Below are 25,951 nucleotides of genomic sequence, written 5' to 3' on the forward strand. Positions count from 1 at the left end.
TGGTATTTCAGCCATTTTTACCGGCCTGAACCAGCATGATATTCCGCTTCGCTAGGGGCGGGTTTTGCGAAGGAAGGAAAGGTCAGATTTTCGCATTAGAAACATTATATTCTGCTAATGTTAGCACATCGGAACTGGAACACCGATAGCTTTCAATGGTACTGCTTGAAGCGGTGCCATTTTACGTTCCCGACAACAAGCACACTATAACGGACGACACATGACACTTCATCACACGGGGCGATTCTTGCTCGCAGCCTTCATTTCCAGTGGCGCGATGGCACAAGACAAGCCGCCATCAGCGGCAACACTTTCCCAAGCCGGCGGTATCGACATTGGCAGCATCGACACCGTCGTCAAAGCTCTTGCCGCCCAGCGCGCCAACGGCCGCTCGCTGGTAGCACACTCGGTGAAGGGAAATGTGGTTGCAGCAAATATCCGCGACTACTTTGAGAAAGACGGGAACGTCTCGATCAGCGGCACCGCGATCGATACACCCAATTCGGTTTTCATCCTCAAAGGCAACAAGAAAAAATTGTACGGCTACCTGCTCAAATACGCTACCAGGCAAGCCTTCGAATACACCACTGATGCGGCCGGCAAGGTATGGCTGACGGAAGTCGACATCAAGAAAATCGTCCCTGATTTCGACCCCGATTACAGCAACGCGCGTGCCGCCGGGATGACCTTGCTCGCGGGCGCGGTGCATCCGGTGTACAGCCCCATGGCGCTGCGCCAGGCACCGCATATCGGCCCCTATCAGAATCAAGACGTGCTGCAGCTGCAAAGCAAAGCCGGCAGCCCCTACGTGTTTTACCTGAACCTCGCGGCCGTGATGAGCGGCTCCACGCCACTAAATGGCGTGACCCGCGAAAACATGTACCGCGCCTGGCAATCGATCGCCGACCAGTATTCGATGTTCAATCTGAACGTGACGACCAACGTGGCCGTCTACAACGCGGCGCGCGCGGCCAATCCCCTGCGGACCGGCATCATCAACTTCATCAATCAAGACGGCCGTTCGTTCGCTCCCCTCCATTCCTTCGGCACCACGGCCGCAGGCACGCTGTACCGCAATCCGGGGTCCGGCTTTGACTATGGATACGGCATCGGTATGACCGGCGCGCACGAAATTGGTCACCAGATGGGCATGAACCACGATGGCGGCGGCAGCGGCGGCGAATACTTCGAAGGCATCGCCGCCTACCAGTGGGGTCCGATCATGGGCAACTACTGGATGGGCGCGAACTGGGCCAATCAGCTGTGGACCTGGAGCCGGGGCGAATACACGACGGCAACCAACAAAGAAGACGACCTGACCACCATGAACAGTGGCGAACAGGTGCCGTACATGGCAGACGACAACCCCACTTCGCGCGCCCTGGTAGTCGCCAGCAATGGGGCGATTGAGCCGACCAGCAATTTTGGCCAGATCGAGCGCAACACCGACACCGACACCTTTACGTTTACCACCGGCGGCGTGGCCACGCTGAACCTGCGTATCGACCCGCTCGAATACCTGCGCATGCTCGACGTTTCGGCGACGATCTACAACGCTGCCAATACCGTGGTTGCATCGAGTAACTTGTCGGTGAATCGCTCGGCGCAATTCACCAACCTGTCGCTGCCGGCCGGCACTTACCGGATCGTGGTGCGCGGCGGCGCCGAGGGCACCCCGGCCAACGGTTTTTCGAACTACTCGTCGCTCGGGTGGTTTGGCATGAAAGGCACGTTGAGCGGCGGCGGCACCAGCTATCCGGTGCTGGCAAATGGCGTCTGGACGAGTGGACAGGGCGCGGCGGCCGGCGCCTGGCAGCACTTTCAGTTCGCGGTCCCCGCCGGGAAAACGAGCGTGAAGTTTGAGCTGAGCAGCCCGGGCGGCGACCCGGACCTGTTCGTCAAACTGGGCTCGCTGCCGTCGGCCACCAGCTACACCTGCAAATCGGACAGCCCTGCCGCGACGGAAACCTGTACCGTCAGCGCGCCCGCCGCCGGCACGTATTACGTTGGCGTGAACACATATTCGGCTATCTCGGGCGTCAGCGTCAAAGCGACTTACGCGCCATAAGGGCAACTGCTGAGTGAAAACGGACGCCCCAGGCGTCCGTTTTCAGTTGGGTGCGCGGCAGCTGATTATCCTTGTGCCCTGACGAAGCCGATGCGCCCCTATTATCCGGGCACATCAAGTAGGGCGGAAAAGCGCAACGCGCGCATTCCGCCAGCGCCGGCATCACCCAAGACGCGAGCCATGCCTGCGCCGCGCCGCCCACCAAACCCCCTGCTACCGCCCGTACTCCTCGTCCCCTGCCAACGCAGCCATCGCCTTTCCCACCTCATTTAACCCCTGCGCGGATCCATCCATCGGTACGGTCTCATCGCCGCGATCGGAAATCGCCTCAAAATTCTCGGCAACCCGCTCGGCCGCATCGTCACCGGTGCCGATATGCACGCCCGCAGTCATGGTGATGTACGCGCGTTCAAATGTGCCCGCGCCGGCGCACAGGATGACGCGGGTAGGCGCCTCCTTCGACACCAAGTACAGCAACCCGGGCGTGACCGATTCCGGCGCCAGCTTTTCCAGCACGGCGGGCGGCATGATGCCCTCGGTCATCTTGGTGGCGGCGGTGGGCGCCAGGCAGTTGACGTGGATGCCATCGCGCGCGCCCTCGATCGACAGGGTCTGCATCAGGCCGACCAGCGCCATCTTGGCTGCGCCGTAGTTGGCCTGGCCAAAGTTGCCGTACAGGCCCGAGGACGATGTTGTCATCACGACGCGGCCATACTTTTGGGCGCGCATGATGTTCCAGACCGCCTGGGTGCAAATGGCTGCGCCCATCAGGTGCACGTCGACGATGAGACGGAAGTCGTCCAGTGGCATCTTGGAAAAGCTCTTGTCGCGCAAGATACCTGCGTTGTTGACCAGGATGTCGATGCGACCCCATGCGGCCATGGTGGCGGCAACCATGGCCGCGACTGCTGCTTCGTCGGTGACGGAGCAGTTGAAAGCCATGGCGGTGCCACCGGCGGCTTGGATTTCGCGCACGACCAAGTCGGCGGGGGTGGCGGTCGTGCCATCCGCGGCCGTGATTGGGGGGCTGAAGTCGTTGACGACGACTTTGGCGCCGCGGGCGGCGAGGGCCAGGGCGTGTTGGCGGCCGAGGCCGTTTCCTGCGCCAGTAACTATGACAACTTGATCTCTAAATTCCATTTCCATCCTGTTCGTTGCAGAAAAAACTCACTCATTTTAGCTCGTCACTGTGCCAGCTTGTAACAAGCATCGCAGAAAGAAATATAGACAGGCAACACGATCTGAATAATTTTAGTCAAGAAAATTTACCGTGCGATCCGGGATTCAGAGGAATCTACGCATTAACTGCATACAACTTTCTGCGGCTAAAAATTCCCATGGCACGCCACGACCTTCAACGTCCGACAAATTCTCATTGCCAAAAGCATCCGTGAATAGAGATTTATTTTCTCCGTTTCGCAAACACGAGATCGGGTCACCCGGGAGGCAACGGGCAATGCAACAACCTAAAGCCAGCGGCGTTAACCATGTGCCGCACAGCCATTTCGGGCCACGCTCCTTTCGAGCGAACGTGCGCCGTGATTCGACTACGCTTTGCTGCGTCTACTCTGTCCATGTGCCCAACCTCCCATGTTTGATTCCGCTCTTCCATTGACCAATGTTGACGGACATGCTCGCCGCGCACGAAGAAACCGTACACGAGCGCAGCGCGGCCGAGCAGGTACGAACCGAGCTGGCGGTTGCGCTGCTACGGCCGGAGGCAATGCCGCGCCTAGACAAGAGCGAGGACGGCGCAGCCGTCCTCGGGAGCCGGAACCAGTTTGGAGAGAGAATTCCGCTTCACATCGCTATCCCCGGACAGCGGCGGCTAGCATTCATGGATAAACACGCAGACGGAACTGTTCCGCTACGGGTTTCCGAAAATTCCGGCCACTTCATTCGGGCGTAGGCTCGAACCTGCGCGCCAGTTTCGCCAGCTCCGCACCAACCCTCCCGTGGTCCCAAGGCCGGGCCGCGACCATGCCGTGAAATGCCACGCAAAAAAGGCAGCGCCGCGCGCGGCTGCCTTCTCCCAAAGGCGCGGCTGAGGTTTCATCTGGAAAATCGATTAGCTCGTAGGCGGCGTCGTTGACGACTTGAGACGTGCGGCCAAGCGTGGGATCGGCATCGGCGAAGTCCCCGTTGAGCGCCTCCGACAGCCTGGACAAGATCTTTCCATCGTTCACCGCGCTCAGCACTGCGGCGCGGCTGAAACAGGGCTGGGTGTCACCAAACCTTTCGCGGACAAGCTGGCATGCGCTGCAAAAGTCCGGGTAGGCATCGCCCAACAGCGTGCGCGCAGCATCTCTAAATTCTTTCGCCGTGCTCGCCCTGACGCCCGTATTTAGGCTTTCGGAACAGGCGTTCGCAAGCGCCTCCGCGAACCTCTGCGCTTTGCCGTGCTCGGCCATCAGGGGCGCACCCCAGCGCCTCGCCAGCCGGCCGCCCAGGGTCGAGCACAGGCACACCAGCTGGCGCTGCGTCAGCGCTGAGCCGAGCCGCATGCTGGCTGTCCGCGCAAATGCCGCCAGCCGGTCGCGCAGCGACATAGGGTCGCCCAGCGCCGAGACCACTACCTTCGAATACGCCTGCAGCAGCAAAGGGTCTGAAGTGTCCGGCACCTGGCATGCACCGGCGCCACCGCAGGTACTGGTACACCAAGGATGGGGCCCTGCCGGCACCGCAAGGTCGGGACTACCCTGGCGAGCGCGCATTAGCACCCGAACGTCTGCATCTGTGGGCGACGTTCCCAGGTTGTCCTTCACGGCGGGAACGCTTAGCAGTAATGGCGCGTCCTCGCCGTCCTGGAAAACGGCTACGACGCCGACTCCGAAGGTCGCCAGCGCAGCTGTCTGCTGCGGGTTCATCGCCATCGCACCGGCCAGAACTTCGCGGTCATCGATGGCGACGATCCGGTGCGCGATTTTCAGATTGGTGTTCTTGATGACGTCCGGAGCCAACTTGGTGGGCACTTGGTCAACAATGGCGATGCCTTGGCCGTAGGCGCGGATTTCCGATATCAGGTTGCCGAAGGTTTCAATGGCCTTGCCCCGCGGGTCGGCCTGTTCCGGATTGCCGGACTTCCCGCCCGTATTGGTCAGGAGGCGGTGAGCTTCCTCGATGACCAGCAGGTGACTCAGTTCGCGTCCGGAGACAGTGCTGCGGCGATGCTCGACCAGCCGTATGAACAATAGTGCCATGAGAAAAGCTTTGTCGTCGTCGTCGCCCAGGTTCTGCAATTCCAGCACGCACGGACTAGCCAGCAGGGCCGCCATGGACATCGAGGCGCGCGTGTCGAACATCGCCCCCTTGCCGCCAACGCGCAGACCGTTCACGCGCGTCAACAGGGCCGCTCGCAAGTCGGCGCGGACCCGGTCATCGTAACCGAGGGTATGAATATAGGTGTCGACCTTCTCTGCCAGCGCGGTCAGCGTGGGAAAAGCTTGGAATGGGTCGTCGCCCGGTCCCAGTCGATGATTGGTATTGGTCACCGGGTCCCAGCCTTCATCGCGGTAGACCTCGTGCAGGCATTGTTCCAGGATTTGTGGCAGCGGCGACCAGAGTCCGAAGCTCGCGGCAAAGCAGGAGCGCAGCAGATCGATGTGCACGCTGACCGATGTGGCCGGCCAGCCAACCACTTCGAACGGGTTGATCCTGATCGGCGCGGTGCGCTCATCCCCTACTGTGTAGATTGACAGCGCATCCTTGAGCACACCATCGGCCTGTAAGGCGCGGTATTCGCTTTTGGCTGGCTCCAGCACCAGGAACGGAATGCCGTGTTCGTGCAACTGGCGAAGTATGTGCACCATCGTATTCGTCTTCCCAGCGCCCGTCACACCGGCCACGAATACGTGCCGCGTTAGGGAGTTGAGGTCGATCCGGTAGGGCTCGGTCTGGACGCCGGCGTAGTCGATATGGCCAACAAGGGCGCTGCGATCAGCAACTGCACCGATGGTCGGCGCTGTGTCGAAGCGGGCATACTTCCGTATGATGATGCCAGGTGCCTCCTGCGACGGAAGGTCGACCAGGTGGGCCAACTGATGTGATGTCAGCAGACTTTGGAATGGAAACGGATTGAACATTTCCACGGAGGGGCCGAGCGGCATCGCTTGCCGTCGCGCCCAGTCCAGCACCACTGTGTCTTCGGCAATGCGTATCGGCTCACGGCTGATGCCGCCTTCGGAGTACAAGCCGCGCCATAGCGCCGCGAGCTCTTGGAAATTCGACTCCGACGCCAGCAGATAAGTGGCCGTGCGCCATAAACCAAGCGCAGCGCCTAGAGACAGATCGTGCAGTGACGCCTGCAGCAAGTCGACATAGCGCTGCGCCTGCGGATCGGTGACTCCTGCGGCAGCCCTGGCGGCGTCGGCCCGGCGAATCTCGGCCAATACCAAGTCGCGCAGTTTGGTGATTCCGGCCGAAGCGATCGGCTCAGCCAAAACCTGGTAGCCCCAGGTGCTCCCGATCAGGGCGCGGATCAGGCGGTCAACGGGACGCCCTGCGGTGCCCACTTCTGATTGTGGCAGTGGAATACCCAACGCGAGGCCACCCCTCTCGAAGCCGGTCCAAGTGGCTGCCGCGGCTGCGTGCGCTCGCACCGGTGCCACATGGCTGCGCAGCAGGCGCAGCATCAGCGCGCGCCCGATTGCGGTCGTGCTCTTGGCGTTGCGTTGAAAGTGTCCGCTGTGCACGCTGATCCGTCCACCGGCCGACGTGACCCCGAACGATATACCTGTGCCGACCCCATGCGCGCCCACTAGCAGGCTGGCCAGACGCGGCAACTCTTGGGGTGCGGCACCGGCACCGGCAGCGGCAGCGCCAAACACTGTGGTTTGCAGCCGCCGCGGCTCTGTGTGGCGCGCATCAGTCATCTCGACGCCGAACTCGGCTAACGTGAACATGGCGCTGGCTGCGACCGGTGCCTCTTGCTGGGCTTGCGTGAAGTCCGGTTCGTAGCTGATGCGCTGCAGGGCGTCGAGAGATAGATTGCCAGACATCTTCACGCTCATGTGGTTCGCCTTTCTCAAGTTGTCGGCGGGTATACGGCTCAGTCGAGTTCGAATGTGCGGATCGTATTGATCCTGCCTCGGGTAACGGTCCCGGGCAATCTGACGCTGTCTCCTGCCCGCAGTGCACTCTTGGAATGTTCAGAACGGACTGCGCATACCAATTTATCGTCGTCCCGTCCGTCCACGGCGATACGAAAAACTTCCCATCCCACTGTCTTTTCGCCCTCGCGCACGTTGATGACCATCACCCCCTCGACCAGACCCGCTGGAGCCGTATGGTTGGCTGGCTTCCAGCTGATGAGCTTGTTCGCTACGGCTGTATAGACACCGCACTGGGAGTTGTGGTGACAGTCTTGTGCGATGCGCCGCATTTTGCGCAACACCGGATAGAGAACTATTAGGTACGGTATCAGCATGCCCGTAACGCTTCTGACATACGCCGCGCACATGAGACCGAAGAAGGTGGACAGTATAAGCATGAAGACCAATTCGATAACCTTGAGGGCTGCGTTGCGCTTGCCTGCAGTGCATACCAATTGGGCGCTGTGATTGACGAGTGCGTAGGGAGTGTTCGCTGAAGGCCCGACAAGCGTGACCGTGTCACCGTCATGGACGAAAACGCTTGGTCCCCGGGTCGACCACCGCACGGGGACAGCTTTTGGCCCTGGTTGCCCAGCTTCCCAGGCCTGCACACGGAAGTCGACGTAATCGAATCCACCACCCTCGTTGCCGCCAAATACCTGGCGCACTGCACCAGTTCCAGTTCCTACAGCCCCCCCAGGCGCGATGCCGGCATGACTGACGATCCCGGTAAAATATTGCGTAATGTTGGGCGACGGAGCTGGCGTCGGCGGTGGCTTGGGTGCCGGTCTTGGTCGTGGCTGTGCCTTTGGTTGTGGCGCTGACTGTGAATCAGGTCTTGGCTTGGGTTTTCGTCTCGGTTTCGATTTGGGCTCAGGTGTCAGCTCTGGCGCCGGTATAGGTACTGGCGCGGAGTTCCGCCCGCGCTGACTATCGCCTCCGATTCGTTCCGAATCGCAAGTGCCGCACTGCTGCTTGTCAGCAGGATTGTCCTGGCCACAAAAAGTGCAACGCCAAGAGGACAGCGTGTCGAGTCTTGATTGCGGCATGCATTTCTCCGGTAGTACACTCGATGCAGCGGTTGTAAGGAAAATTGTCTCTTGCAAAGGTGGTACAAATGAACGACAAGCTCAAGCCCAACGACGCTCCAGTGATGGGTTACCGACCAGAGGCGACCGGCAACCCAAATTTACCTGACATTCTCTTTTCGGGCAAGCGCCTGCGGGAGGATACACAAAAATCAGTTGGGCGTGATGACGTAGCGTTTGCGGCATTTTCTGGCAGTGGGGAAACGGGCTTTGCTAGCGAAAAAGTTCGCGGCGAGAAGCAGCAGCCGGCCGACAGCGTCGGGCAGTACCATCAGCCTGCAAGGGCCGATCACGCCGGCGCTAAGGAGGCGCCCGGGAAGGACCAGGCGGCCGCCCCCGACGAGTCGAAGGCAGCGGAAGCGCATGACCGTCCACCGGTGCAAGCGGTGGGCGACAAAGACGCGCCGGTCAAGAACCAGGCCCATCCTTCGCCAGAGAGGGCAAAGCCTGGCGATACCGGTGCGGATCAGCATCCTGCGAAGACGGACCGCGCGGACTGGAAGGAAACCCACGCGGGCGAGAAGATTTTTGCCGGGTGGATCAAGGAGCACCGGGTCGAGATTTCGCACATCGTCGATTCGGCCAAGTTATCGGTTACTGAAAAGATATTTGAGCTGTCAAAGTTGCTGCTGCGAGATGGCATCCCGAAGAAAATTGATGAGGCCGAGAAACTGGAAAAGGCCAAGAGCGGTGATGGTGAAAAGTATGAGGGACCTTCCGTCCGCATGCCGCGTGAAGGCGAGCGGGAGGCGGCTCGTCAGGCACGGCAAGAGGCGTTTGAAAAGTGGCGCGCTCAGGAGCATCCTAATGCCTACGACGTCATGAAGGGGGACGCGCAGCGGGTAGGCAAAGCCCTCGATCCGGCAGGCGCAGGCAGCGTGCAGGCCGGCGTATATGGCGCCGCCCGCGCGGCCGGAGCGAGCATGGAGACCGCCATGCAGCTCGCCGAGTTGGCGGAGTTCGCGGCGCAGGTTGCGGGCGTAGTGGGCGGGATGCGCGCCGGAGCCGAGGCGGCGCCCGAGCGCACGGTCGATCCCACCAAAGAAGACGTGCCTTTAGGCCCACACAAAGCTGAGCCACCGGATTTCACGCGCGAGAAGGGAGAGCACCCGGACGTCATGCATGGCCGTGGCGAGATGCCGCTGGGTCGCTCGTACGGAGAGCAGGCCGAGCCAGCGGCCCGCGACCGCGTTGCACCAGGGGCGCGTATCACCGTCCCCCGGACCGAAAACGTAGACTATTTTTCGGGCGGACATCGTGAGAGCGCGAGCGTTCAGGTAGAACTAAGAGACGGCAAGTTCGTTCACGTGCAACGCGAAACATGGAAAGGATCGGAGCTCTTCCAGCAGCAGACCCAGCACGGCCCCCATCCGGACGTTGCCGCAGCAATTAAGGCCAAGATCAACAAGTTCAGCAACAGCTGGTACCGCCAGAAATGGCTGGACGGACGGCCCGAGTCCAGTGGTTCCGGCTCAGCCATGAAGGACAAGTTTGGCGACGTCATCCACAAGATGACCTTTGTTGAGCCGGCAAAATATGTTGTGGTGGTGAATATACCTGACGTACAGGTCACACCCGAGATCCAGAAAGCAGCCCAGGATGCGCTGAACAAGGCCGTCGCCGCTAACGTGAGTTTGCAGAAGTTTGGTGGACCATCATTGCCGCATATTGAAGCAGTCGTCGTGGGCGCGGCCGAAACAAAAACCCCGTTTCTGCAACCGGACCCTGCTTACCTATTCCAGCATCAGCAGAAGTAGAGCAAGCCGGGACCGAGTCGGCGAATAACAGGTTGCGCGGCAAGCCCCGTCCTTTCGGGGCGGGGTCAAGAGCGCGGACGGCGTAGCCGTCCCTTGTGGTACTAAATGAGTTTGCGGATGATATATTGCTGTATATGATCCCAGTATGCTCAAACTCCAAGCCTTCAAGTACGAATTGATGCCCAACGGCGAACAGGCGCGTGCCGTTTCGTCTAAAACAAGGCATTGGCGACTCAGAACGAAAATCACGGTCGGGGGAACAAGTTCATCGGCGATGTGGGGTCGTCTCAGAAAAAGGAATTTAAAGTACGTTAAGACTTAGGCAGCGGACGCAACGGCCTGAATTTCCCGACGCCGATCTTGGCGCTGTCGCGCCACAAATAGTCGCCGGTCAGGTTGATGTGTTCCCAGCCCAGCAGCGACAGGTAGCGCAACAAGTCGTCGTCCACCGCGAGTCGTGGCTGCGCAAGGCGTTCGTAGCACGTTCCAGGTACACCGTGTTCCACAGAACGATGGCCGCCGTCACCAGATTGAGGCCGCTGGCGCGGTAGCGCTGTTGCTCGAAACTGCGATCCCGGATTTTACCCAGGCGGTTGAAGAACACCGCCCTGGCCAGCGCGTTGCGCGCCTCGCCCTTGTTCAAACCGGCGTGCACGCGCCGGCGCATCTCGACGCTCTGCAACTAGTCCAGGATGAACAGACTGCGCTCAATGCGCCCCGGCTCGCGCAGCGCGCTCGCCAAACCGTTCTGACGCTTGTCTTGTCGGAATGCGCTAAAAACTTGCTTTTTTGCGCCAAGTGCCAAAATGATACAAGGATGCAGCGGTTAAAGCTTCCACACTACCTGTTTTGTGCGATTGTGCTCACAACCATGCGGTTGCGCCCCCAATGCTTGGCCTCGTACAGCGCACTATCGGCCGCGCGCAACAGATCCGCATTCGACTGCCCCGCCTCCGGTGTCAGCACGGCCACCCCAACACTGATCGTCACTTTCCCAAACTCACTATCCGCATGCACCATCCCCAGCGCGGCAACAGCATTGGTCATCTCCTCCGCCATACCTGGCAACTCAGATGCCGCCGGATGAAACCACACCACCGCAAACTCTTCCCCGCCGTACCTGGCGGTAATATCCAGTGGTCTTCTTGCATAGTGCGCAATCACATCAGCCACCGCCCGCAGCGCCGCGTCGCCTTGCGCATGTCCATAGCGGTCGTTGTATTTTTTAAAGTGATCGATGTCGATCATCGCAATCGCTACCGCCTGCTGGTCGCGCAGCGCCTGGCGCCAGATGCGGTCCAGGTGGATATTGAGCGTGCGCCGGTTCGCCAAGCCCGTCAACCCATCAAGTTCGGCCAGTTCATTGAGCAGCTTGTTAATCAAGAACATGGTGCGCGCGCTGTGCTCGAGGAAGTAGCCCCCATACGCACCTACCGCATTGGCCGCGCACATAAAAATAATCTGATAAAGCCGCGCCTGCACATCACGCTGGTACAGCATCTCCATGGCAACAAACGCCACCAGCGTCACCACGTTTGCAGCCAGGGCGCGCCACCATTGCAAGCATGCGATCAGGTAAACAAACAGCGCTACCAGCAAAATACCTTCATACGGAATCTGCGTGCCCAGCCGGTACGCCGCGCCAATCACCGCCGTGGTGCCCAGGCCGGCGACAATGGCCGCGCCGTACACCACGCGCCCCAAATAAGCATGCAGCGACGGGCGGTAACTCACGTACAGCAACACGACAAACGCAGGAATGATGCCGCCCAGGCGAATCGGTACGGTCCAGTACCAAACTGTGGCCGGCAGCGTAAATATATCGATGGCGACAAATGCGGCAAACAGCACGATGATCAGGTAAGCCGCCAGGCGCACGCGAACCAGGTGCCCCTCGGTATAAGACACCTGGAACTCGCCCTCAAGCGCGCCATCAAACTTGAGCCGGCCATAACCTTTCTCGTACGCGTTCCGATAAGGCGAAGGGCCGGCAGTACGCAGTAATTCAGGATCGATATGGACCATCGTCGGGTTATTTGTTGCCTCTGATCAGCAGATCATACACCCCGACCCGCTGGCACACCGTTGTGGCCAGGATTGATATAACAAAGCGCATCTGTTCGCTTCCGTACAGATGCACGCGTCCATACGGCGCATACTCGGCGTATTCGCTGACCAAGGCGCGGGCGGCTTGCCGCATTTGCTTCATTGCCCATCCCAGGCCATCGGTCTGCGCAACTCCCTATTTAAGGAAATCACCATGTCGTTTAATCACGCAATCGTCTGGCTCGACCAAACCGAAGCTCATGTCATCCATTTCAGCCGCGACGCAGCCGAGACCGAAGTCGTCAAGACCACGTCGCAGCACAAGAAGGATGGCGTTCAGGGCAATAACCGCGCCGTCGAAAGCACCGATTACATGGATGAAGTGGCTGCCGCACTGTTGGCGTCCAAAGAAATCCTGATCGTCGGGCCTGGCCAGGAAAAGCTTGCGTTCATCAAGCACCTGAACAAGAACCACGCCGAGATCGCCGACAAAGTCGTCAGCGTTGAAACCGTTGACCATCCGAACGATGGCCAGCTGCTGGAATACGCGCGCAAGTATTTTGTCAAAGCGGACATGATGAACTAAACTGCCGCACGCGCAATGGAAAACGGCCCCATCTGGGGCCGTTTTCCATTGCGCCGTCAACTGCGCGAACCTGCGCGCCGGGCGCTACTGCCACTCACCGCAATCGCTTAGTCGTAATAGCCATCCATGGGATCAAAAGGATGCGGAATATGATAGGTCTTCAGGAATGCCTTGAGTACCTTGACGTCCTTGAAGTCCTGCAGATCCTGCTCGATCCCTTCGACTTTCATCTTGAATGTCTTGATCTCTTCGGTCAGCGAACGCTCCATGAGCGCGGGCGTGATCTTGCCGCGCGCGGAGACATGCATGACGTACTGCAGCCAGTGCTCAAACTCGCCAATTTCAAGGCGCACCTCATCAACTTGCTTGGCAAGCATCTTGTTGTATTGCTTGATGCGCGCTTCGCCCAGCGTGTCGAGCTTGGTCGCATCAATCTGGTCAACCTCGAACTGCAGTTCCAGCAGCCCCAGCAAATCGTTGCTTGCATACGCCACGTTTGCGCGCTGCATCAACCCCGTCTTGCGGTCTCGCTCGGCAGGATCGGTTTCGCGGTCCGGATGCAAGGCGCTGGCCAACTTGCGGAAAATGTCCCTGACTGACTGCGCCAGGCGCTTTTCCTCTTCCGCCTGGCGCCCTGCGGCCGCGCTGGTCTTGCGGGCCGCACCCTTGGCGCCGCCTTTTTCGGCCGCGCCGGGTGGCGCTTCAGGTTCGTCGTCGCCGTCATCAGGCGGACCGAACGGGTCACCCGCCTTTGCGCCGGCTTCGTTCATCATTTGCTCAATAATGTCGTTCAAGGCCTGGAAATCCGGATCGTCCGCCAGTTCGGCCGCGCCGCTGTAGCGTTCATAAATTTCTACAAGTTCCTTGTCGTCGTCATCCTCCAGCATCTCGAGCGACATCGCGCAAATCAGGTCGGCCAGTTTTTCGCGCTCCTTCTTGGTCAGCTTCTTGGTCTGGTAGGCGGTATCGAACAACATGATCAGTTCGCGCTGGCACTCGCCAAAACGATCGCCCAGCGGCATCAATTCGGCGTCGGCGCGGGCGCGCATCTTGGGCATCGCGTCGTGCCACGCGGCCAAACGCTTGCGCTCGGCTTCGAGCTTGCTGACGAGCGCGTTAAATTGCGCCCGCACCTTTGATGTGATGGTCGACGTCTGGGTCGGCGCAAGGCGGACTGCTTGGCTGGGCTTGGTTGGCATGGCGGGAAAAGGCAGGCAGTAAAGATTGAAATTATAGCGCCAGCAGGCCAGTCGCGGCAGACAGGTCAAGGCGGCACGCCCCGTCTTGCACGTAAATGGTCGCATGCAAACCGCACTCGGATAGCGTAACTGGCGTCCTGAGCGCGGGCATTGCCCGGCAGCAGGCGGCGCCGGCGCGAAACCGATCGGGTGGCCGGTGCTATACTCGGCCCGCGCGCCCCCGCCGCCTTCGCAGCGGCACGGCCATTGCACAACGCCCATTGCCACTGCCATTACCCACCCCGCTCCATGAAAGCAGACAAGACTCTCGCCACCTACCGCCGCATGCGCACGCTGCCCATGTGGCGCCTGCTGGCCGCCGCCAACGGCCCCACGGTAATGGGCCTGCTGCAAACCCACCTGTACGACGCCGAACGCAGCCTGCCCGCTTCCATCCTGCACGAGCGCATCGGGCGCGAACTGGAACGCCTGCGCAGCTTTGGCGAAGACTGGCCGCAAACGGCGCAAAGCTACGTCGCCGGCTGGCTTGCCGAAGGCTTTCTCGAACGCCGCTTCCCGGCCGGCTCGTCCGAAGAAGAATACGAACTGGCCTCGTCCTCGATCGAGGCGATCCGTTTTCTGTCCGGCCTGGTCAAGCCCCACGCCAGCGCCACTGAAAGCCGCCTGGGCCTGGTCATCGACGCGCTGGCCAAATTGTCCGACGACACCGACACCGACAAGGTGCGCCGCATCGCCCGCCTGCGCGCCGAGCAGGAGCGCATCGAGCGCGACATCGCCGCCATTGAACACGGCGTGCTGCGCGTGCTGCCCGAGGCGGCCGCGCTGGAGCGCACGCGCGAAATCATCACCCTGGCCGACGACCTGGCCGGCGACTTTCGGCGCGTGCGCGACCAGTTCGAGCAGCTCAATCGCGAACTGCGCGAGCGCATCATGGAAAACGACGGCAACCGCGGCCAGGTGCTCGATTCGCTGTTTGCCGGCATCGACCTGATCACGGAGAGCGACGCCGGGCGCACCTTCTCGGCCTTCTGGCGCCTGCTCACCGATCCCGAGCAGTCGGCCACGCTCGAAGGTGCGCTCGACGCGCTCATGTCGCGCGCCTTTGTCGCCAGCCTCGACGTGCAGGAACGGCGCTTTTTGCTGCGCCTCACGCGCACCCTGCTCGAACAGGGCGGCATGGTGCACGACGTGCTGCAGTCGTTTGCACGCAGCCTGAAGCACTTTGTCGAAAGCCGCGAATTTCTCGAGCAGCGCCGCCTGAACCAGCTGCTGCGCGGCGCCCAGCGCGCGGCCCTGGCGCTCAAGGACCAGGTCAAGGCCACCGACACACTGCAGTATTCGCTCGAACTGGCTAGCAGTAAGCTCAGCTCCCTGTCGCAATGGGTGCTGCACGACCCGGCCCTGCAGGCGCTGCCCGGCAACATGGTCGATGGCGATGCCGCCCCGATCGACCTGGCCAGCATCGGCGAACTAGTGGCGCAGTCGGAGATCGATTTCCGCTCGCTCAAGGCGCACGTGCGCGCGGTGCTGGCGCAGCAATCGCAGGCGTCGATCGCCGACATTTTGCAGCACTACCCGGCCGAGCAAGGCCTGGGCAGCGTGGTCGGCCTGCTGGCGCTGGGCAGCCGCCACGGCATGACCGGCAGCGCCAGCGAAACCGTCAGCTGGACCGGCGCCGACGAACTGCAGCGCCGCGCCCGCATCCCCGTCATTTACTTTCTCCAGGAGCGCGCAGATGAACTTGCCTGAACCGGCGCTTGACGCCATTGTCGACGCCGCCCTTCCGACCACTGCGCTTTTCTTGGGCGACACCGGCCAGCTGGCGCTCGACACGCGCCGCGTGCTGGTGCAATTGCTGGCCGGCCCATCGCTCGAAGCGCGCCGCCACGGCAAGCTGTGGCCGGTGCTGCTGCGCGACGAAGCCCTGGTTTGCCAGCGCCTGGCCGAACTGTTCCTGGAACTGGTGATCGACCGCGACATGCAGGTCGCCTTTACGCGCCAGGCCGACACGGCCGAACTCGAAGTGCCCCAGCTGCTGCGCCGCGCTCAGCTCACCTTTCTCGATTCGGTGCTGGTGCTGTATCTGCGCCAGCGCCTGACCCAGGCCGACGCGCATGGCGAGCGCGCCGTGGTCGACCTTGACGAGATTCTCGAAAACCTCACGCTGTACGAACGCGCCGCCAGCACCGACCGCGCCGGCTTCACCAAGCGCGTTAGCGCCTCGGTCGAGAAGGTCAAGAAGCACAATATCCTCAACAAGATCCGCGGCAGCGACGAGCGCTTCGAGATTTCTCCCACGCTGCGGCTGCTGTTTTCAGCCGAAGAAATCCAGAGCTTGAGCACGCTGTATCAGAAGATGGCCGACGGCGCGCTCACGCCCGCGGGCGAGTCTGCGGGCGAATCGGCCGACGAAGAGAGCGACGCATGAGCATTGACCACAGCAGCGGCAACCTGTTCGCGCGCGAGCAGTTCCGCATGACGCGCCTGCAGGTTTTCAATTGGGGCACCTTCGCCGACCTGCACGACGTGCCGATCAGCGAGCGCGGTTTTCTGATCGTGGGCCGCTCAGGCGCCGGAAAGTCGACTTTGCTGGACGCTTTTTCCGCCATCCTCACGCCGCCGCGCTGGGTCGACTTTAACGCCGCCGCGCGTGAAGCCGACCGCGCGGGACGCGACCGCAACCTGGTCAGCTACGTGCGCGGCGCATGGGCGGCGCAAAGCGACGCCACATCCGGCGAATACGCGACCCGCTACCTGCGCGCCGGCACCACCTGGTCGGCCATCGCGCTGCATTACCGCAATGCGCTGGGCAAGGAAGTGGTGCTGGTCCAGCTGTTCTGGCTGCGCGGTAACGCCAACGCCAACAACGAAGTCAAGCGCTACTACCTGATCTTCGAAAGAGGGTTCGACCTGCGCGAACTGGGCGACTTTGGCAGCAATAACTTCGACATCCGCAAACTCAAGCTGGCCTTTCCCGACGCGTACGCGCGCGACGAATTCCGGCCCTACGGCGAGCGCTTTTGCCGCCTGCTGGGGATCGACAGCGAAATGGCGCTGCGCCTGCTGCACAAGACCCAGTCGGCCAAGAACCTGGGCGACCTGAACACGTTTTTGCGCGACTTCATGCTCGACAAGCCCGAAACGTTCGCCGTGGCCGAGCGCCTGGTCAATGAATTTGGCGAACTCAATGCCGCTCACCAGGCCGTGGTCACGGCGCGCGAACAGGTGCACATGCTCGCGCCCGCGCGCGCCCGGCACGAGGAAATGCGCGCGATCCAGATGCAGCGCAGTGCGCTCGAAGACCTGCGCGGCGGCATGAACAGCTACCGCGAACTGCGCCGCATCACGCTGCTGCGCGCGTACATTGCCGCGCTGGAAATCGAAGCGCAGGGCCTGGACGGCCAGGTGCGGCGCCAGCAAGATGCGCTGGACAACCGCAGTGCCACGCTGCGCGACCTGCAGCACCAGCGGCGCGAAGCGGGCGGCGACCAGATCGAACACTGGGAAAGCGAAAAGACCAGCCTCGAAGAGCAGCGCAAGGAGCGCATGCGGCGCCGCAAGCAGGCGGTTGACGCCTGCACGCTGCTGGGTTGGAGCTTGCCGGCCACGCCGCAAGGCTTTGCCGAGCTGCTGGGTACCGCGCGCCAGGAGATCGAAAACTGGCAGTCCGACCCCCGCTCGCAGGAGGCAATTCTGGTGCTGGACCGCGTACGCACCGAGGCGGCCAACACGCGCCAGGGCATCACGCGCGAAATCGCCTCGCTGCGGCGCCAACCGTCGAACATTCCGGCGCCCATGCTCGACTTGCGGCGCGAGATCGCGAGCGCCATCGGCGTGGCCGAAGCGGCGCTGCCGTTCGTGGGCGAGCTGATCGAAGTCAAGCCCGACGAAGCGCCGTGGCGCGGCAGCGCCGAGCGCGTGCTGCGCGGCTTTGCGCTGTCGATCCTGGTCGACGAAGACCATTACGGCGCGCTGGTCAACCACATCAACGGCGTCAATCTGGGACGGCGCCTGGTGTACTTTAGAACCGGCGCGGTGGACAACGCGGCCGTGCGGCCGGTGCGCGCAGGCTCGCTGGTGCTCAAGCTGAACGTCAAGCCCGGGCCCAGCGCCGCCTGGCTGCAGTCGGAACTGCGCCAGCGCTTCGACTACGACTGCGTGGATAGTATCAAGGCTTTCCGCGCCGCGCCGGAACGCGCGCTCACGCGCGAAGGGCAGGTCAAGCACAGCCGCTCGCGCCACGAAAAGGATGACCGCAGTAGCGTCGACGCGCGCCAGAACTGGGTGCTCGGTTTCGACAACCGCGAAAAGCTGGCCATCTACGAGCAGCAGGACCGCGACCTGCACGCGACGATCGCCAAGGCCGAAGCCGAACTCGATGCCTTGCGCAAGCAACTGGCGCAGCGCGGCGCGCGCCTGCTGCAATGCCAGACGCTGGTCAACCTGCAGTACCAGGAGATTGATGCCGCACCGCTGGCCGATCGCATCGCCGCCATCACGCGCCAGCTGCAGATCGCGCGCGACGGCAACGCCGCCCTCAAGCGCATCGACGAGCTGCTCAAGCAGCAAGAGGAGCTGGTGCACAAGGCGAACAAACTGCTCGGCGAAATCAATGTCGACTACAAGACGTGCCTGCGCAAGATCGACGAGCAGCGCCAGCACCTGGCCGCCACCGAACTTGAGGCCAGCGCGCTGGCGCTCACGAGCGCGCAGCAGCAAGGCCTGGACGCGCGCTACGCAGCCCTGCCGGACGCCGTGACGCTGCGCACCCTTGATGGGGCCGACCGCAGCGTGGCCAAGGCGCTGGGCGCCGAGATCGAAAGCCTGAACCGCGAGGCGGGCCTGTGCGAGAAAGCCATCGAGGCCACCTTTGCCGCCTTTATCGCCAAGTGGCGCGGCGACGCCGACGGACTCGATGCAACGCTGGCCGCGGCCAGCGACTTTTTCTCGAAACTGGCGCGCCTTGAAACGGACGGCTTGCCGGCCCACGAGCAGCGCTTTTTCGAGCTGCTGCAAAACCAGAGCAACCAGAATCTGGCCGCTTTGTCGACCTACCTGAATGACGCGCGCAAGGCGATCCTGGAACGGATGGAACTGGTCAACGAGAGCTTGCGCCAGGTGCCTTTCAACCAGAGCGCGCAGCAAACCACCTACCTGCACATCGAGCCGAGCGACCGCCAGCTGCCCGACGTGCGCGAATTCAGGCAGGACATTCAAAAGGCGCTGTCCAACGCCTGGAGCGACGACCCGCAGTTTGCCGAGGCGCGTTTCATCGCCTTGCGCCGCCTGGTGGACAAGCTCTCGAGCCAGGAGCCGGAGCAGCGGCGCTGGCGCGAAGCGGTGCTCGACGTGCGCCTGCATGTGGAATTCATCGGCCGCGAAATCGACACCGCCGGCGTGGAAGTCGAGGTCTATCAGAGCGGTGCCGGCAAGTCGGGCGGGCAGCGCCAGAAGCTGGCGACGACCTGCCTGGCGGCGGCGCTGCGCTATCAGCTTGGCGGCAGCGACCATGGCCTGCCCATGTACGCGCCGGTGGTGCTGGACGAAGCGTTCGACAAGGCCGACAACGAATTTACCGCGCTGGCGATGAACATCTTCACCAACTTCGGCTTCCAGATGATCGTAGCCACGCCGCTCAAGTCGGTCATGACGCTCGAACCGTTTATCGGCGGCGCCTGTTTTGTCGACATTCGCGACCGCCGCGTGTCGGGCGTGCTGCTGATCGAATACGATGAGCAGCGCCAGCGGCTTGACTTGCCCGAGCAAACCCGCACCGAGGCCGCGCTTGAAGCTGCCGCCTGAAGTACGCCAGCTGCTGGTGCGCCGCTTTGCCGGCGGCGCCGCCGACTGGCTGGCCGGCGCGCCCGGCCCGTGGCCCATGAACATCCCGCTCGGCCTGCCGACCGAAGCGCAGGCGCTGCGCCAGACCGACGCGGTGCGCGCCTGGGTCGGCGCCTGGGCCGCCTGGCAAGGCGCGGGAGAACTCACCTGGGTGCAGCGCCAATGGAAAGTGCTGGGCGAGCAGCGCCTGCCAACCACGCTGATGCTGCACAGTGCCGACGACGCGGCGCGCTGGGCCGGCCAGTACGAGCGCTGGCAGCGCGCCAGCACGCGTTTTGCACTGCTCACGCAGCGCTGGCCGGCGCTGGCCCAGCGCCTGCCGCGCCTGTTCTCGGTGCTGGCCGACTACAACGATGCCGATTTTCTGCGCCTGGGCGACATGCTGGCCTGGCTGCTCGCCAATCCCGCGAGCGCGCTCTATGTGCGCCAGTTGCCGGTGCTTGGCGTGGACAGCAAGTGGCTGGAGAGCCGCAAGGGCGTGCTGGCCGAACTGCTCGCCGCGCTGCGGCCGGGCGCGGCCCAGAGCGACGATTTTTACCAGATGTGCGGTCTTAAAAAAGCGCCGCCGCAGGTGCGCATGCGCGTGCTCGACCCGCTGCTGCGCGCGCGCGTGGGCGGCCTTGGCGACATCACGGCGCCGCCGGCGCAACTGGCCGCGCTGGCGCTGCCGGCGTCAAGGGTATTCATCGTGGAGAATTTGCAGACGGGCCTGGCGTTTGGCGACATTCCCGGCGCCGTGGTGTTCATGGGACTTGGCTACAGCGTGGACTTGCTGGGGCAGGTGCCGTGGATCGCGGCTGCCCGCTGCATCTACTGGGGCGACATCGATACCCACGGCTTTGCCATCCTGAACCGCGCGCGCGGCTACTTTCCCAGGCTTGAATCGGTGCTGATGGATGAAGCGACCCTGCTGCGCTACCGCGATTTGTGGAGCAGCGAGCAAGCCCAGCATCCGGCGCAAGCGCTTCCCTTGCTGACGCAGGCCGAGGCCGACGCGTATCGCTGCCTCAAGCAGAACACGTTGGCCCAGAACGCGCGGCTGGAACAGGAGCGCGTGATCTGGGAGGACGCCTGCGCGGCGCTGGCCGCCAAACTTGGCCCGCGCGCCGACGGCACCTGAGTCGCTCACACCGTTCTTTTGAGAAATTTCTCCTGCCCTTTTTCAAGCGAGTTTGATCTATTCGGGATCAGCTCGGCACGGCTTGGGCGAAACTGAAGCATCGGCGGAGTAGCAAAATGGCAATGCACCAGCCTGCACAGCTGGGGAAGTTGGTTCGATTCCAACATCCGCCTCCACATTCTCCTTCAGCAGAGGAAAACTGTTGATGAATCATAAGTCCCTCCTCACCGCATCCCTCTTCCTCGCAGCAGCCGGCCACAGCATCCCGGCCGCCGCTGCCGCGCCGGTCAGCAGCACAACGTACAACTATTACGTCGCCCCTACCGGGGACGACGGCAATCCCGGCACCGCCGACCTGCCTTTCCAGACCATCCTGCGCGCCTCCAAAGTTGCCCTGCCCGGCACCACGGTTCACGTTGCCCCTGGCGTCTACACGGGCGGCTTCAAGACCACCATGAGCGGCACGGAGGCGCAGCGCATCTACTACGTGTCCACCGTGCAATGGGGCGCCAAGCTGGTGCCGCCCATGTCGTCCGACACCAAGGCCGGCTGGGACAACCGCGGCAGCTATGTCGACATCGTCGGCTTTGAAATCGACGGCAGCGCCGCGCGCAATGGTATGAAATGGTCGCACGGCATCTACAACGGCGGCTCGTTTGCTGTTATCCGCAACAACCTGGTGCACCATATCGCGCTGGAGAACTCGTGCAATGGCGCCGGGGCTGCCGGCATCGGGGTCGACAGCTACTATCGCGGCATCAAGAGCGACGTGATCGGCAACACCGTCCATCACATCGGCCAGCCCGGCTGTCGCTTCGTGGAAGGCATCTACATCAGCACTTCCGGCAGCGCCCACCACAACGTGGTGCACAACATCGGCGGCGCCGCCATTCAGATGTGGCACGACGCAAACAACGTCGTCGTCAGCAACAACACGGTCGCCGCCTCCATGACGGGCATTCTGGTCGGTGGCGGCGACTTTTATCACACCAAGGGTCCCAACGATTACACCTCGGTTCACAACAACATCGTCTATGACAACAAATTCGGCATCTCGGAACAAGGCGAGACTGGCCCGCACAACAGCTACCGCAACAACCTGGTGTTCCAGAGCAGCGCTGCCGACTGGCAATTACGCAACGGCCTGACCCACACGGGCACCATTACCCAGGCGCCGCAGTTCGTGCGCTACGCCAGAAAGGGCGATCTCGACCTCCGCCTGCGCAGCAATTCACCCGCCATCGGCAAGGGCATCGACGACCAGACGTCATTGAACGACGCTGCCGGCAAAGCGCGCCCCCGGGGCGCGGGCGTCGACATCGGCGCTTTCCAGTTCAAGTAGCAACTGCCGTTGCGCTGCAAGTCGCGTGTCGCCACACGCATTGCCGTCCATCTGCCAGACATGATCGCGCAATCGGGCGCGACGACAAATCCCGCTACATCGTCCTCGTGCTAGACGCGCCCGGCAACAGGACAAGCAAACTCTGCTGAGCCGCCTCCACTTGAGCAAGCGCCCAAGGCCAGGAACTTTCCTCCTGGCCTTTTCCTTTTGCCTCGCCACCACTACCCGTGTAGGTCGCCTACACATTGTCACAAGGCGGCTGTGAGATTTTTATGGTTGTTGGGTGAATACTCACAAAAATACAAAGATGCAGTGTACATTTTGTGTAGTTGTGCTACATTTACTTACCGAGGGGAACTAAACAAGAGCTAAAGCTCAACACCCTCCGGCAATTGTAACAACGGCACTGCCCCTTGATGGAGACAAGTGGGGTCGGCGCCGGGCACTCGCATCCCTTGCATTCCACTACCTACAATCACAAGGAAGCAACATGAAAAAGCGTATCAGCGTCAGGCTCGTCAGCAGCATTTTCGCAGCCGGCACTCTTTTCGGCGCCATTGCCGCGCCGGCCCAGGCCGCACTCAACCCGTCCGACACCTCGGTACAAATGTTCCGCTGGAAGTGGAACGATGTTGCCAAGGAATGCACCAGCTTCCTCGGCCCACAGGGTTACGGCGCCGTACAGGTGTCGCCACCGCATGCGGCCGCCAACATTGGCCCGTGGTGGGATATTTACCAGCCAGTCAACTTTACCTCGCTCAACAGCAAGATGGGAACCGAAGCCGAGTTCCAGACCATGATCAACACCTGCCACGCCGCAGGCGTGCGCATCTATGTGGACGCCGTGGTCAACCACATGGCCGCCGTGGCCGGCACCGCCACCAACGGCAATACGTTCAGCGCCACCACACTGAGCTACCCCAACTTCAGCGCGTCCGACTTCCATGCCAACTGCGGCATCGCCGACGGCGACTACGGCTCGCCGGGCAACCGCAACAACGTCATGAATTGCCGCCTCACCGGCCTGCCCGACCTGATGACCGAGAGCGCCTATGTGCAGGGCCAGATCAAGAATTACTTCAACAAACTGGTGGCGATGGGCGCCGACGGCATCCGCATCGATGCCGCCAAGCACATTCAACCGTCCCACATCGCCGCCATTCTGGCCGGCACCAACCGCACCACCAAGCTGGGCGAGTCGCTGTGGGTAACGCAGGAAGTGATCCCCGACAGCAACGTCGTGCGTTCCGATTACTTTGCCAATGGCACGCTGAATGAATTCCAGTACACCTTCGCGCTGAAATCGGCCTTCCGCAACGCGGGCGCGAGCATCTCGCAAATCCGCACCATCATGGGCACGCCGGGCAACTGGGGCGGCACCTGGGGCTTTGTTCCAAGCGATAAAGCGACGGTTTTCGTCAACAATTGGGATACCGAGCGTAATGGCAGCTCGCTCGTTGCCAGCGACTATGTTGCGGGCCATACCAATGACGCCCAGGGCACCAAGCGCTTCGACTTGGCCAATATCTTCATGTTGGCGTGGCCGTACGGACACGCCCAAGTGCATTCTGGTTACCGCTTCAGCAATACCGACGACGGCCCGCCGGCAGCCAGCCCGTTCGACGCCAGCGGCAATCCGCTGATCAACCAGTCGTGGGACTTTGTCCATCGCTGGTCGAACATTTCGAACATGGTCAAGTTCCGCTCCACCGTCTCGGGAACCGGGGTCGACTGGTTCGTCCAGGGCACGGCTAACCAGATCGCTTTCGCCCGCGGCGCCAAGGGATTTATTGCGATCAACAATGATGGTGCGGCCTGGAATGCCTCGCTGCAGACGATGCTGCCTGCCGGCACCTATTGCAACGTGACCCAAGGGCAACTCAATGCTGCCGGCACCGGGTGTACCGGCGGCAGCCTGACGGTGGCCAGCAATGGCATCGTGACGGTTAGCATTCCGGGCAACAACGGCGCCAGCACCCCGGCAGTGGCCTTGCACGTGAACCAGAAGGTGGGCGGCACGCCAGCGTGCACCTCGGTCTCGGTCAAGTTCCGGGTTGCCAATGCGAACACGGTGACGGGCCAGAGCGTGTACGTGAGCGGCAATCAAAGTGCCTTGGGCAACTGGACAGGCGGGACGGGCAATGTGCTCACGCAAGAAGTGACGGGCGCGAACGCGGCCTGGTCGCGCACCCTGCAAATGCCGCCCTCGACGGCCATCCAGTACAAATTCCTGAAAAAGGGCGCGGTGGCCGATGTGTGGGAACGCAATCAGTCGACCGGCAGCGGCAATCGCGAAGTGACGACGGCAGCGTGCGGCCAGCCGGTGCAAGTGATTGATGCCGGGAGCTTTGCCTTTTAACCAGCGTTGCACATCGTCCCCGCGCAGCGCAGCGCCGGGACGATGTTCTATCACGCAAGATGTGGGATGCATGCCGATCCCACATCGTCCCAGTTCCCCCACGCCGTACTGTAACGCACATTCCCCCGGCCTTTTCCTCTGTAAAATCGTCGCATGACGACAATCCACTGGTTCATCCTGATCGGCTGCCTGATGCTGGCCCGCGGCTTGGCCGCCACGACCATCTCCCGCTCGCCATTCACCTCCGCCATTGTCTACTTGTGCGTCGGCCTGCTGCTCGGCCCGATGGTGCTGGGCATCTTCCACTTCAATCCCATCGCCGAATCCCATCTGCTGGAAACCCTGACCGAAATCGCGGTCCTGGTCTCGCTGTTTTCAGCCGGCGTCAAGATGCCCGTTCCCATCACCCGCAAGCGCTGGGCGCCGGCGGTGCGGCTGGCCTTTTTGTCGATGTCGATCAACGTCGGGCTGGTTGCCGCCTTTGCCTACTACGTGCTGCACCTGCCGCTGGGCGCCGGGGTATTGCTCGGCGCCATCCTCGCGCCCACCGACCCGGTGCTGGCCACCGACGTCCAGGTCCGCCACGCCGATGACCGCGACCAGCTGCGCTTCACCCTCACCTGCGAAGCGGGCATGAACGACGGCTCCGCCTTTCCCTTCGTCATGCTGGGCCTGGGCCTGATGGGGGCGCACGAGCTGGGCGACTTCGGCTGGCGCTGGGTGATGATCGACGTCATTTGGGCCACCATCGGCGCCATCGCCATCGGCGCCCTGGGCGGCGCCGCGCTCGGCAAACTAAGTTGGATGCTGCGCGGCAAGGACCCCAAGCACGAAGTGCTGGACGACTTTGTGGGCCTGGGCCTGATCGCCGTCGTCTACGGCGTGTGCGTGGTGTTCAAGGCCTGGGGCTTTCTGGCCGTGTTTTTTGCCGGCGTGGCCCTGCGCCAGACCGAGCTGATGCTGGCCGGCGCCCACAAGGACCGCCAGGGCTTGCTGGTGCCCGACGCCGACGCTACCGATCCGGCCGAAGAATCGACGCCCACCGTCAGCGCTGAATCGCTGATCTTCAAGGAACACATCGAGCGGCTGTCGGAGCTGACGCTGGTGCTGCTGCTGGGCGGCATGGTAACGGTCCAGAACTGGAACTGGCAAACGGTCAGCACCGCCATCTTCCTGTTTTGCGTTGCGCGTCCGCTGAGCGTGATGCTCGGCCTGTTGGGCTCGGACAGCTCCACGCGCGTGCGCTCCATCGTCGGCTGGTTCGGCGTGCGCGGCATCGGCTCCATTTACTACCTGATGTACGCCATCAACCACGGCTTGCCCAAGAATATGGTGCAAGACATGATCCAGGTAACCATTGTCGTCATCATGCTGTCGATCCTCGTGCACGGCACCAGCGTCAAGCCGCTGCTCGACAAGTTCTGGCCCAAGCGCAAACGCGAAAGTTGACGCGAG

The 25,951-nt window shown here is 62.1% G+C and carries 15 protein-coding genes, 1 tRNA gene and 1 pseudogene; 11 read left to right on the top strand and 6 right to left on the bottom strand.

Annotated features, from left to right (window positions below; translation table 11 throughout):
- Positions 1–220: 220 nt before the first annotated feature.
- Positions 221–2,068, top strand: coding sequence for a pre-peptidase C-terminal domain-containing protein (locus tag ACP7D4_RS18200; protein ID WP_426210539.1), 1,848 nt, complete (start codon positions 221–223; stop codon positions 2,066–2,068).
- Between the two features lie 213 nt (positions 2,069–2,281).
- On the opposite strand, the gene ACP7D4_RS18205 is transcribed toward ACP7D4_RS18200, so the two are convergent.
- The 3 genes from ACP7D4_RS18205 to ACP7D4_RS18215 form a co-directional block, all read right to left on the bottom strand.
- Complete coding sequence (locus ACP7D4_RS18205) at positions 2,282–3,214, bottom strand: SDR family NAD(P)-dependent oxidoreductase (protein WP_426210541.1); 933 nt, start codon at positions 3,212–3,214, stop codon at positions 2,282–2,284.
- A 749-nt stretch (positions 3,215–3,963) separates the two neighbouring features.
- Positions 3,964–7,077: an ATP-binding protein gene (locus tag ACP7D4_RS18210; RefSeq protein ID WP_426103603.1), complete on the bottom strand. Its 3,114-nt coding sequence runs from the start codon at positions 7,075–7,077 to the stop codon at positions 3,964–3,966.
- Between the two features lie 38 nt (positions 7,078–7,115).
- A complete protein-coding gene (locus tag ACP7D4_RS18215; protein WP_426103604.1) occupies positions 7,116–7,826 on the bottom strand; it encodes a hypothetical protein in 711 nt (236 codons plus the stop codon).
- 449 nt (positions 7,827–8,275) lie between these two features.
- Here ACP7D4_RS18215 and ACP7D4_RS18220 point away from each other — a divergent pair, with 449 nt between their 5' ends.
- Positions 8,276–10,003 carry a hypothetical protein gene (locus tag ACP7D4_RS18220; protein WP_426103605.1) on the top strand — a complete coding sequence of 576 codons (1,728 nt, stop codon included), beginning with the start codon at positions 8,276–8,278 and terminating at the stop codon, positions 10,001–10,003.
- A 311-nt stretch (positions 10,004–10,314) separates the two neighbouring features.
- On the opposite strand, the pseudogene ACP7D4_RS18225 reads toward ACP7D4_RS18220, so the two are convergent.
- Both ACP7D4_RS18225 and ACP7D4_RS18230 read right to left on the bottom strand, forming a co-directional pair.
- Positions 10,315–10,757: pseudogene (locus ACP7D4_RS18225) on the bottom strand (Tn3 family transposase); the annotation flags it as partial.
- An 86-nt stretch (positions 10,758–10,843) separates the two neighbouring features.
- Positions 10,844–12,028, bottom strand: coding sequence for a diguanylate cyclase (locus ACP7D4_RS18230; protein WP_426210543.1), 1,185 nt, complete (start codon positions 12,026–12,028; stop codon positions 10,844–10,846).
- Between the two features lie 235 nt (positions 12,029–12,263).
- Between ACP7D4_RS18230 and ACP7D4_RS18235 the strand changes: the two genes are divergently transcribed.
- The gene (locus tag ACP7D4_RS18235; protein WP_426103607.1) at positions 12,264–12,635 is read left to right on the top strand and encodes a translational machinery protein; all 372 of its coding nucleotides are present in this window, start codon (positions 12,264–12,266) and stop codon (positions 12,633–12,635) included.
- Between the two features lie 107 nt (positions 12,636–12,742).
- Here ACP7D4_RS18235 and ACP7D4_RS18240 read toward each other — a convergent pair whose 3' ends face one another.
- Positions 12,743–13,834, bottom strand: coding sequence for a hypothetical protein (locus ACP7D4_RS18240; RefSeq protein WP_426210545.1), 1,092 nt, complete (start codon positions 13,832–13,834; stop codon positions 12,743–12,745).
- Positions 13,835–14,122: 288 nt separating this feature from the next.
- Between ACP7D4_RS18240 and ACP7D4_RS18245 the strand changes: the two genes are divergently transcribed.
- From ACP7D4_RS18245 to ACP7D4_RS18280, 8 genes are all read left to right on the top strand, one after another.
- Positions 14,123–15,583: a DUF3375 domain-containing protein gene (locus tag ACP7D4_RS18245; protein WP_426103609.1), complete on the top strand. Its 1,461-nt coding sequence runs from the start codon at positions 14,123–14,125 to the stop codon at positions 15,581–15,583.
- The gene (locus ACP7D4_RS18250; RefSeq protein ID WP_426210547.1) at positions 15,570–16,262 is read left to right on the top strand and encodes a DUF4194 domain-containing protein; all 693 of its coding nucleotides are present in this window, start codon (positions 15,570–15,572) and stop codon (positions 16,260–16,262) included. The genes ACP7D4_RS18245 and ACP7D4_RS18250 overlap by 14 nt, the downstream gene beginning before the upstream one ends.
- Complete coding sequence (locus tag ACP7D4_RS18255; protein ID WP_426210548.1) at positions 16,259–19,636, top strand: ATP-binding protein; 3,378 nt, start codon at positions 16,259–16,261, stop codon at positions 19,634–19,636. The genes ACP7D4_RS18250 and ACP7D4_RS18255 overlap by 4 nt, the downstream gene beginning before the upstream one ends.
- Positions 19,620–20,795, top strand: a complete 1,176-nt coding sequence (locus ACP7D4_RS18260) for a Wadjet anti-phage system protein JetD domain-containing protein (RefSeq protein ID WP_426210550.1) — start codon at positions 19,620–19,622, stop codon at positions 20,793–20,795. Before ACP7D4_RS18255 ends, ACP7D4_RS18260 begins: the two co-directional genes overlap by 17 nt.
- A 102-nt stretch (positions 20,796–20,897) precedes the next feature.
- Positions 20,898–20,971: transfer RNA gene (locus ACP7D4_RS18265), tRNA-Cys, on the top strand.
- Positions 20,972–21,000: 29 nt separating this feature from the next.
- On the top strand, positions 21,001–22,137 hold the full coding sequence (locus tag ACP7D4_RS18270; RefSeq protein ID WP_426103613.1) for a choice-of-anchor Q domain-containing protein: 1,137 nt from the start codon (positions 21,001–21,003) through the stop codon (positions 22,135–22,137).
- A gap of 490 nt (positions 22,138–22,627) precedes the next feature.
- Positions 22,628–24,496, top strand: coding sequence for a carbohydrate-binding module family 20 domain-containing protein (locus tag ACP7D4_RS18275; protein ID WP_426210552.1), 1,869 nt, complete (start codon positions 22,628–22,630; stop codon positions 24,494–24,496).
- A 153-nt stretch (positions 24,497–24,649) separates the two neighbouring features.
- Positions 24,650–25,945, top strand: coding sequence for a cation:proton antiporter (locus ACP7D4_RS18280; RefSeq protein WP_426103615.1), 1,296 nt, complete (start codon positions 24,650–24,652; stop codon positions 25,943–25,945).
- The last annotated feature ends 6 nt before the right edge of the window (positions 25,946–25,951 follow it).

The organism is Massilia sp. TWP1-3-3 (genome assembly GCF_049897805.1).
Lineage (GTDB): Bacteria > Pseudomonadota > Gammaproteobacteria > Burkholderiales > Burkholderiaceae_D > Telluria_A.